Raw genomic sequence first — 9,756 nt, 5'->3', positions numbered from 1 at the left:
GCCGGACGAACTCCCACTCAGCATCGGACAGTTCATGACGACGTATCACCCGACCATGATCCACCACGCAAGATCAATTGAAGACACCGCCTAGGCAGGTCACAGCCGTGGACGGGCGCGATCGGCGCCGGGACGGCCCGCATAATCGGAAGCGGAGATGCGCATTATGCGGGCGTCTCCTCTACCCTTCCCTGCATGCGGCTCTTGCGATCCACCGACCTCGCACTGCGCGTGCTGATGCGGCTCGCGGTGGTGGACGGGACCACCACTCCGACGACCCGGGACGTGGCCGACGCCATGGAGGTCCCGTACACCCACACGGCCAAGGTCGTCGCGGAGCTCCAGCACAGGGGTCTCCTGGAGGCCCGCCGCGGCCGGGGCGGCGGCCTCGCCCTGACGGAGAAGGGCCGTGCGGCGTCGGTGGGCGCCGTGGTCCGCGCCTTCGAGGGCGACGGCGACGTCGTCGAGTGCGAGGGTGCCACCCCCTGCCCCCTGCGCCACGGCTGCCGCCTGCGCGGCGCCCTGCGCCGGGCCCAGGAGGCCTTCTACGCCTCGCTGGACCCGATCACGATCGCCGACATCGTCGCGACCCCGACCGGCCCGCTGCTGCTGGGGATCCCCGTGCGGGCCTGACGGGGCCGCCCGACGGGGCCGCTCTCCGTCCGACGGGCCTCCCGCCGCGCCGCGCGCGCCGGTACGCGGTCCGGGCGGCGGGGGAGCCCCGAACGGCCGCAGACCCGAACGGCCGGAGGCCCGCGGGACTCCGGCCGTTCGAGCCGCAGGGGTCAACCCGTCGCGGAAGCCCCGCGCCGGCCGCGTCCGCCGCCGGAAGGAGGCGCGGCGGCCGTCCGGTCGGTCACAGCCCGACCGGGCTGAGGTAGGTGCCCGGGTGGGTGGCGCCGTCCTGCTTGAGGATCTGGCCGCCGAACGGCCACGTCAGGGTGAAGTGCTCCGTCTCGTTCGGCGGGGTGACCAGGAACTTCGACGGGACGAACTTCTCCGCCTGCGGCGTGGACGCGGCCACCGGGAGCAGGGTGATGCCGAAGTCCACCGTGTCCCCCTGCCCCAGGGTGATCTTCACGGGCTTCTGGGAGGAGCGCGCCAGCGACCAGGTGCCGTCGGTCTTCTGCGCGCCGACCATGTCGACACCGGCGAAACCGGACAGGGTGCAGGTGCGCTCGCTCCGGTTGGTGAACCAGACGTACGCCTGGGTCTGCTCCCCGGTCTGCCCCATCTGCGGCTTCGCGTCGTCCCCCAGGGCGAAGCCCGCCTTCAGGTCGGCGGTGTGGCAGCGGGTCGGTGCGGCGGCCGAGGCCGGGGCGGCGGTGGCGGCGGTGCCGGCGACGACGACGGCCGCAAGGGCCACGGCGGTCAGCTTGCTGTTCATGGAGTTACGGATTCCCCTCGCGTGCGGATCGGCGCGCCGGTCGGTGCGCGCCTGCGTACCTGAAGATGTGCGGCGCCCGGGGGAGGTTCTGCGCACCACGGGACGTTTTCCCGCCATCGTTCCGCGACGCTTTCCCGCCGTCCCGTCCCCACTGTCCCGTCCCCGCCGTCGTCCCGCCGCCGCCCCCGGCAGCCGTTCCCGCGACGGCGCCCGGGGCCGCCCTCCTGCGGGGCGCCGGATGAGCCTGCCGGGTGAAACCCGTGTCCGACTGCCGCAGTGCGCAGGGGGGACGGGGAGTCGATCGTTTTATCGGTGGAAATGAAAAGAGGTGCCATACGGGCAAACCGGACGCGACTTCACTGGAGGACCCCTTGCGCATCACCCACGTCGGCGTCGGCATCGGCCTGGTGGCCGGTGCCCTGACGCTGCAGATCCCGGCCGCCGCCGCGGCCGACGGCTCGAACATCCACATCCGCTCGCGGACGGCCCCTTCCGGCTCCACGGTCGTCGTCAGCACCGACGCCTGCGGCGCGGACGTGACCTACGGCAAGGGCGAGTCCGAGGTGGCGGGGTCGTTCCACCTCTTCGAGGGGGCGCGCAAGGGCGTCCTCACCGGCCGGTTCACGGTGCCCGCGGGAACCGGGACCGTCACCGACACCGTCACCGTCAAATGCCCGCCGCGGATCAGGCTCACGAAGTCGTACACGCTGACGGCGGGCCGGCCCAACGGCGCCGTCGAGGCCGGCTTCGGGGACACCGGCAGCACGGCTCCCCAGCTCGCCCTGGGCGGAGCACTGCTGGCCGCGGGTGCCGCCGGCTGGCTGGTGCGCGCACGTCGCCGCTCGCCCGTGAACCCCGCCTGACCGCTCGCGCGTCGCCGCACCGGCTCTTGGCGCACCCGCACCGGGAGCCGCACGGCACGGCCGATCGACTCTCCCCCGGTCGTCAGCGAGAGGCTCGAACACGATGGCCCCCGGGCACTCCACCCCCACCCCCACCCCTGCCCCGACCCCCACCTCCGCCTCCGCGCCGTCGTGCGTGCCCTCGGCCAGGTTCCTGGCCTGGACCCTGGTGGCGGGCGTGCTGCTGGTGACCGGCGCGCTGCGCGACGGACAGCCACCCCAGCCCTCGGCGGGCCAGGCCTTCTCCAGCTCGGCACCCCCCGTCGCCGGCCGCACCGCCCCGGCCCCTCCGGCCGACGGCCGCAGCGCCCCGGCGGAGGGAGGCGCCGTCCCGCCGCTGCGGCCCTCGCCGCCGCAGCGGCTGCGGATCCCCGCCATCGGCGTGGACGCGCCGCTGACCGAGCTGGACCTCGACGCGGCGGGGGCGCTGCGGCCCCCGCCGGCCGACGCCCCCGGCCTCGCCGGCTGGTACGGCGGGGGCGCGTCCCCCGGATCCGCCGGGACGGCCGTCACCACGGGACACGTGGACCTGCCCACCGGCGCGCCCGGCGTCTTCTACGCCCTCGGCTCCGTCACCAAGGGCGACACGGTCGAGGTCGACCGGGCGGACCGGCGCACGGCCGTCTTCACCGTCGACGCCGTGGAGCTCTACGACAAGGAGCGCTTTCCCGACGACAAGGTCTACGGCGGTTCCGGCCGGGCCGAACTGCGCGTGATCACCTGCGGCGGCGGTTACACCGAGCGCACCGGATACCAGGGCAACGTCGTCGTCTACGCCACGCTCACCGCGGTACGGCAGCCGCGGTGGGCGTGACGAGCGCCGTCGGCGTCAGGCCGCCGCCAGCCACAGGTCCGGGCCGAACACCTCGTAGTGCACGTCCGCCGGGGCGACCCCCTTCTCGATCAGCTGGGCCCTGACCGCGCGCATGAACGGCAGCGGGCCGCACAGGTACGCGCGCGTGCCGGGCGCCACCGGGACGTCCGTGAGGTCGGCGAGGCCGGTGCGGGCACCCTCGGGGGCGTCCTGCTCGTACCAGAGGTGGACCGTCGCCCCGGGGAGCTTCTCCGCGTACGCCGCCTGCTCGCGACGCAGGGCGTGCTCGGCGGGGGAGCGGTCGGCGTGGACCACGGTGACCGGGGCGCGGTGCCCGGTGGCCGCCAGGTGGGCCAGCATCGCCGTGATCGGGGTCACGCCGATGCCGGCCGAGGCGAGCAGCAGCGGGGCGTCCGGGGCGTCGGCCAGGACGAGGTCGCCGTACGGCTCCGACAGCTCCAGCACGCCGCCTTCCGCCACGTGCGCGTGGAGGTGGTTGGAGACCTCGCCCTCGGGCGTCGTACCGCCCGGCACCCGCTTGACGCTGATCTGGCGGAGCGCCTCACCGGGGGCGCCGGACAGGCTGTACTGGCGTATCTGGCGGGCGCCGTCGGCGAGTTCGGCGCGGACGGAGACGTACTGACCGGCGCGGAAGTCGCGGACCGGGCCGCCGTCCACCGGACGCAGCCGGAAGGTGACGACGTCGTCGGTCTCGGGGACGCGCTCGACGACCTCCCAGGCACGCCAGTCGGCGCCGCCGCTCTCCTCGTACAGCCGCTTCTCGACGGCGATCAGCGCGTTCGCCATCAGCCAGTAGACCTCGTCCCAGGCGGCCGCCACCTCCGGGGTGACCGCCTCGCCGAGCACGGCGACGATGGCGGCGAAGAGGTGCTCGTGCACGACGGCGTACTGCTCGGGCGCGATGCCGAGCGAGGCGTGCTTGTGCGCGATGCGGGAGAGCATCGCGTCGGGGCGGCTGTCGGGGTGCTCGACCAGGTGCGTGGCGAAGGCGGCGATGGAACCGGCGAGGGCCTGGCGCTGGGTTCCGGCGGCCTGGTTGCCGCGGTTGAACAGGTCCCGCAGCAGCTCCGGGTGGGCCTCGAACAGCCCCGCGTAGAAGCGCTCGGTGATCTCGCCGATCGCGGCGCCGACCACGGGGAGGGTGGCTCGGACGGTCGCTGCGGATGGTGCGGACAGCATGAGGTCTCCTCGGACTCGCCTGCGCCACCGGACGGCGCTCGACTGCTCGGCACGCTATTAAAACTTGCATCTGATATGCAAATTAAGTGGCCGGGGCGGGACGGAGGGGGCCGGGCATTACGGATGCCGGTGTGAACGGGCAAGATGGGCGGGGAGCGGTGCACCCGCCGCCCGCGAGGCGTTCACTCCGAGGTCAGCGGCATGATCGAGGTGCGCAACGCGCGTGAAATGGTGTTGTGGTGGGATGTCAGGTGCCCGACCGCCTCCTGTGATGCAGGAGACAGGCGGCCTGACCGGCAAGGATGGGGAAGCGGAAGATGGACAAGCAGCAGGAGTTCGTGCTCCGGACGTTGGAGGAGCGCGACATCCGGTTCGTACGCCTGTGGTTCACGGACGTGCTGGGCTTCCTCAAGTCCGTCGCCGTGGCCCCGGCCGAACTCGAACAGGCGTTCGATGAAGGGATCGGCTTCGACGGCTCCGCCATCGAGGGCTTCGCCCGGGTGTACGAGTCCGACATGATCGCCAAGCCGGACCCGTCCACCTTCCAGGTCCTGCCCTGGCGCGCGGAGGCGCCCGGCACCGCCCGCATGTTCTGCGACATCCTCATGCCGGACGGCTCCCCGTCCTTCGCCGACCCCAGGTACGTCCTCAAGCGCGCCCTGGCCCGCGCCTCCGACCTGGGGTTCACCTTCTACACCCACCCCGAGATCGAGTTCTTCCTGCTGAAGGACCGCCCCCTCGACGGCTCGCGCCCCACCCCCGCCGACAACTCCGGCTACTTCGACCACACCCCGCAGAACATCGGCATGGACTTCCGCCGCCAGGCGATCACCATGCTGGAGTCGATGGGCATCTCGGTCGAGTTCTCCCACCACGAGGGCGCCCCCGGCCAGCAGGAGATCGACCTGCGGTACGCCGACGCGCTCTCCACGGCCGACAACATCATGACGTTCCGCCTGGTGATGAAGCAGGTCGCGCTGGAGCAGGGCGTACAGGCGACCTTCATGCCGAAGCCGTTCTCCGAGCACCCCGGTTCCGGCATGCACACGCACCTCTCCCTCTTCGAGGGCGACCGCAACGCGTTCTACGAGTCCGGCTCCGAGTACCAGCTCTCCAAGGTCGGCCGCTCCTTCATCGCGGGCCTGCTGAAGCACGCGGCGGAGATCTCGGCCGTGACCAACCAGTGGGTCAACTCCTACAAGCGCATCTGGGGCGGCTCCGAGCGCACCGCCGGCGCCGGCGGCGAGGCCCCCTCGTACATCTGCTGGGGCCACAACAACCGCTCGGCCCTGGTCCGCGTCCCGATGTACAAGCCCGGCAAGACCGGCTCGGCCCGCATCGAGGTCCGCTCCCTCGACTCCGGCGCCAACCCCTACCTGGCCTACGCCATGCTGCTGGCCGCCGGCCTCAAGGGCGTCGAGGAGGGCTACGAACTGCCGCCGGGCGCCGAGGACGACGTGTGGGCCCTCTCCGACGCCGAGCGCCGCGCGATGGGCATCGAGCCCCTCCCGCAGAACCTCGGCGAGGCCCTGACCCTGATGGAGCGCAGCGACCTGGTCGCCGAGACCCTCGGCGAGCACGTCTTCGACTTCTTCCTGCGCAACAAGCGCCAGGAGTGGGAGGAGTACCGCTCGGAGGTCACCGCGTTCGAGCTGCGGAAGAACCTGCCGGTGCTGTGACCTCGTGCGGTGGGCGGCCCGGACCCCGGCCGCCCACCGCACGAGGCGGGTGTCACTCCGACCGCTGTCCGGCGAGGGCCGCCAGGACCCGGTGCAGGGGTTCCGTCTCGCGGCGGCGGTACTCCTGGATCGCCCAGCCGTTGCCGTCGGGATCCTTGAAGTACATGAACGTCGCGCCGTCCCGCGGAGAGAACCGCTGCGGTTCGCTCACCTCCAGGCCGCGGGCGGTCAGCTCCTCGTGGGCCGCCTTCGCGTCCGTCACGCACAGCTGCATCCCGTGGTACGTCCCCGGGCTCGGCGTGCCCGTCGGGACCTGGAGCCCGTCCACCAGGGCGATCGAACAGCCCGAGCCGGGCGGAGTGAGCTGCACGATCCGTACGCCGTCCATCACCTCGCCGTCGAGGTCCACGTGGAAACCGACCTTGTCCCGGTAGAACTCCTTGGCCCGGTCCACGTCGGACACCGGCAACAGGATGACTTCGAGGGTCATGTCCATGGAGTGACTCCTTCGTCGCGACCGTCGTGCACGCCGTACGGCCCTCCCCGGGGGCGGCCGTGAGAGGCGTGACCGCCCCCACACAACCCGAGACCCGGCCCGGGCGCCACCGTGGCGACGCGGGTTACGCTCAAGTCCGTACGACCTTGATCGCAGCGGAGGAGGCCGGGATGACGGGGCCGGGGCGCAGGAGCAGCACCTTCACGCGACTGCTGCGGCACGGGTTCACCGATGCCTCCGCCGCCGAGCGCCTCCTGGACGGCGTCGAGCTGTCCCCGGTGCGCGACGACCCGGTGCTGCTGGAGGCCCTCGGCCGCACCGCCGACCCCGACCTCGCCCTGCGAGGGCTCGTCCGGCTGCTGGAGGCCCAGCCCGGTGAGAGCGCCCGGCGCGAGCTGATCGACACCGTGATAGCCGCCAAGCCGCTGCGCGACCGGCTGCTCGGGGTCCTCGGCGCCTCCGCCGCCCTCGCCGACCACCTCGCCCGGCACCCCCGGGACTGGGAGGCCCTGGTCACCTACGAGCCGCATGACCTCCACCCCGGGGTGGAGGAGTTCGAACGCGGACTCGCCGGGGCCGACGACCCGGTCGCGCTGCGGGTCGCCTACCGGCGCTGCCTGCTCTCCATCGCCGCCCGCGACGTGTGCGGGACCATCGAGCTGGCCGAGACCGCCGCCGAACTGGCCGACCTGGCCACCGCCACGCTCCGGGCCGCCCTCGGCCTCGCCCGGGCCGCCGCCCCCGACGACGCCGCGCTGTGCCGGCTCGCGGTGATCGCGATGGGCAAGTGCGGCGGACACGAGCTGAACTACGTCTCCGACGTCGACGTCATCTTCGTCGGCGAGGTTGCCGACGGGGCCGACGAGGACAAGGCGCTGCGCGCCGCCACCAAGCTGGCCTCGCACATGATGCGGATCTGCTCGGAGACCACCGTCGAGGGTTCCATCTGGCCCGTCGACGCCAACCTGCGCCCCGAGGGCCGCAACGGCCCCCTGGTGCGCACGCTCAGCAGCCACCTCGCCTACTACCGGCGCTGGGCCAAGACCTGGGAGTTCCAGGCCCTGCTGAAGGCCCGCCCGGTCGCGGGGGACCTCGCCCTGGGCGCGGAGTACGTCGCCGCCGTGGAGCCGCTGGTGTGGCAGGCCGCCGAGCGGGAGAACTTCGTCGCCGACGTGCAGAAGATGCGGCGGCGGGTCGTCGAGAACATCCCCCCCTCCGAGATCGAGCGCGAGCTCAAGCTCGGACCCGGCGGGCTGCGCGACGTCGAGTTCGCCGTGCAGCTGCTCCAGCTGGTGCACGGGCGGGCCGACGCGTCACTGCGCAGCGGCACCACCCTCGACGCGCTGCGGGCGCTCGCCGCCGGCGGCTACGTCGGGCGGGCCGACGCCGTCCAGCTCGACGACGCCTACCGGTTCCTGCGGTCCATGGAGCACCGGATCCAGCTCCACCAGCTGCGCCGCACCCACCTCGTGCCCGAGGCCGAGGGCGACCAGCGGCGGCTGGGACGGTCCCTCGGGCTGCGGGCCGACCCGGTGGCCGAGCTGAACCGCGAGTGGAAGCGGCACGCCGCCGTCGTACGGAGGCTGCACGAGAAGCTGTTCTACCGGCCGCTGCTGGACGCGGTGGCCCAGCTCGCCCCCGGCGAGGCGCGGCTGAGCACCGCGGCCGCCCGCGAGCGGCTCGTCGCGCTCGGCTACGCCGACCCGGCCGCGGCCCTGCGGCACCTGGAGGCGCTGGCGTCCGGGGTGACCCGCAAGGCGGCGATCCAGCGGACGCTGCTGCCGGTGCTGCTCGGCTGGTTCGCCGACTCCGCCGACCCGGACGCCGGACTGCTCAACTTCCGCAAGGTGTCCGACGCGCTGGGGAAGACGCCGTGGTACCTGCGGCTGCTGCGCGACGAGGGCGCGGCCGCGGAGAACCTGGCACGGGTCCTGTCGGCGGGGCGGCTCGCGCCCGATCTGCTGATGCGGGCGCCCGAGGCCGTCGCGCTGCTCGGCGACGGCGACGGCGGCGGGCTGGCACCGCGCGGCCGGGCCCACCTGGAGCAGGAGATCCTCGCCGCGGTCAAGCGCGCGGACGGCGCCGTGCAGGCGGTCACCGCGGCGCGCGGGGTGCGGCGCAGGGAACTGTTCCGCACGGCCGCCGCGGACATCGTCGCCTCCTACGGCACGGAGGCGCAGCCCGTCGAGGCCGACCAGGGCGCCCTCGTCGACCTGGTCGGCGGGGCCGTCTCCGACCTGACCGCGGCCACCCTGGCCGGCACCCTGCGGGCCGTGGTGCGCGAGGGCTGGGGCGACACGCTGCCCACCCGGTTCGCGATCATCGGCATGGGACGGTTCGGGGGCCACGAGCTGGGCTACGGGTCCGACGCGGACGTGCTGTTCGTGCACCAGCCCCGCGAGGGGGCCGACGAGCACGAGGCCGGGCGGGCGGCCAACGCGGTCGTCGCCGAGATGCGGCGGCTGCTGCAGGTGCCCAGCGCCGACCCGCCGCTGCTCGTCGACGCCGACCTGCGGCCGGAGGGGAAGTCCGGGCCGCTGGTGCGGACGCTGAACTCGTACGCGGCCTACTACCGGCGGTGGTCGCTGGGGTGGGAGTCGCAGGCGCTGCTGCGGGCCGAACCGGTGGCCGGCGACGAGGAGCTGGGGCGGCGGTTCGTCGAGCTGATCGACCCGCTGCGGTACCCGCCGGCCGGGCTCGGGGACGACGCGGTGCGCGAGATCCGCCGGCTGAAGGCGCGGATGGAGACGGAGCGGATGCCCCGCGGGGCCGACCCCAAGCTGCACACCAAACTCGGACCGGGCGGCCTGTCGGACGTCGAGTGGACCGTGCAGCTGCTCCAGCTGCGGTACGGGGCGCGGGAGCCGGGGCTGCGGACCACCCGCACCCGGGCCGCGCTGGCCGCCGCCCGGGACTGCGGGCTGCTGTCGCAGGAGGACGCGGCGACGCTGGACGAGGCCTGGGTACTGGCCACCCGGGTGCGCAACGCGGTGATGCTGGTGCGCGGGCGGGCGGGGGACACCTTCCCCTCCGACCCCCGCGAGCTGGCCGCCGTAGGACGGTACCTGGGGTACGGGCCCGGTCACGTGGGGGACATGCTGGACGACTACCGGCGGACCGGACGGCTGGCCCGGCAGGTCGTGGACGCGCTGTTCTACGGGGCGTGACGGCGCGCGGGCGCCCGGCGCCGCGGAGCACGGGGCCGGGAAGGCCGGAACCGGGAAGGCCGGGACCGCGCGGCCGGAGCGGACCACCGGGCGGGCACCGGGCGGCCCGGG

General features: G+C 73.7%; 8 protein-coding genes. 5 read left to right on the top strand and 3 right to left on the bottom strand.

Annotated features, from left to right (window positions below; genetic code table 11):
* Window positions 1–195: 195 nt before the first annotated feature.
* Entirely contained in the window at window positions 196–633 is a 438-nt protein-coding gene (locus ACZ5FU_RS32955) for an RrF2 family transcriptional regulator (RefSeq protein ID WP_451526487.1), read from the top strand.
* Between the two features lie 223 nt (window positions 634–856).
* Here the strand turns inward: ACZ5FU_RS32955 and ACZ5FU_RS32950 are convergent, their stop codons facing one another.
* Window positions 857–1,387: a DUF4232 domain-containing protein gene (locus ACZ5FU_RS32950; protein ID WP_451526486.1), complete on the bottom strand. Its 531-nt coding sequence runs from the start codon at window positions 1,385–1,387 to the stop codon at window positions 857–859.
* A 371-nt stretch (window positions 1,388–1,758) separates the two neighbouring features.
* On the opposite strand from ACZ5FU_RS32950, the gene ACZ5FU_RS32945 reads away from it, so the two are divergent.
* Both ACZ5FU_RS32945 and ACZ5FU_RS32940 read left to right on the top strand, forming a co-directional pair.
* Window positions 1,759–2,250 (top strand): LPXTG cell wall anchor domain-containing protein, encoded by a 492-nt coding sequence (locus ACZ5FU_RS32945; RefSeq protein ID WP_468643591.1) that lies wholly within the window; start codon window positions 1,759–1,761, stop codon window positions 2,248–2,250.
* A 103-nt stretch (window positions 2,251–2,353) separates the two neighbouring features.
* Window positions 2,354–3,103 carry a class F sortase gene (locus ACZ5FU_RS32940; RefSeq protein WP_469047662.1) on the top strand — a complete coding sequence of 250 codons (750 nt, stop codon included), beginning with the start codon at window positions 2,354–2,356 and terminating at the stop codon, window positions 3,101–3,103.
* A gap of 15 nt (window positions 3,104–3,118) precedes the next feature.
* Here ACZ5FU_RS32940 and ACZ5FU_RS32935 read toward each other — a convergent pair whose 3' ends face one another.
* Window positions 3,119–4,303 carry a globin domain-containing protein gene (locus ACZ5FU_RS32935; RefSeq protein ID WP_468643593.1) on the bottom strand — a complete coding sequence of 395 codons (1,185 nt, stop codon included), beginning with the start codon at window positions 4,301–4,303 and terminating at the stop codon, window positions 3,119–3,121.
* 317 nt (window positions 4,304–4,620) lie between these two features.
* Here ACZ5FU_RS32935 and glnA point away from each other — a divergent pair, with 317 nt between their 5' ends.
* Window positions 4,621–5,982 carry a type I glutamate--ammonia ligase gene (gene glnA, locus ACZ5FU_RS32930; RefSeq protein ID WP_383248502.1) on the top strand — a complete coding sequence of 454 codons (1,362 nt, stop codon included), beginning with the start codon at window positions 4,621–4,623 and terminating at the stop codon, window positions 5,980–5,982.
* Between the two features lie 52 nt (window positions 5,983–6,034).
* Here the strand turns inward: glnA and ACZ5FU_RS32925 are convergent, their stop codons facing one another.
* Window positions 6,035–6,478 carry a VOC family protein gene (locus ACZ5FU_RS32925; protein ID WP_469047661.1) on the bottom strand — a complete coding sequence of 148 codons (444 nt, stop codon included), beginning with the start codon at window positions 6,476–6,478 and terminating at the stop codon, window positions 6,035–6,037.
* Window positions 6,479–6,648: 170 nt separating this feature from the next.
* On the opposite strand from ACZ5FU_RS32925, the gene ACZ5FU_RS32920 reads away from it, so the two are divergent.
* The gene (locus ACZ5FU_RS32920) at window positions 6,649–9,645 is read left to right on the top strand and encodes a bifunctional [glutamine synthetase] adenylyltransferase/[glutamine synthetase]-adenylyl-L-tyrosine phosphorylase (RefSeq protein WP_468643598.1); all 2,997 of its coding nucleotides are present in this window, start codon (window positions 6,649–6,651) and stop codon (window positions 9,643–9,645) included.
* Window positions 9,646–9,756 lie beyond the last annotated feature (111 nt).

This window comes from Streptomyces sp. NPDC031554, from assembly GCF_055580685.1.
The sequence above is the reverse complement of the archived record's forward strand: the minus strand, read 5'-3'. Positions and strand labels throughout refer to the sequence as shown.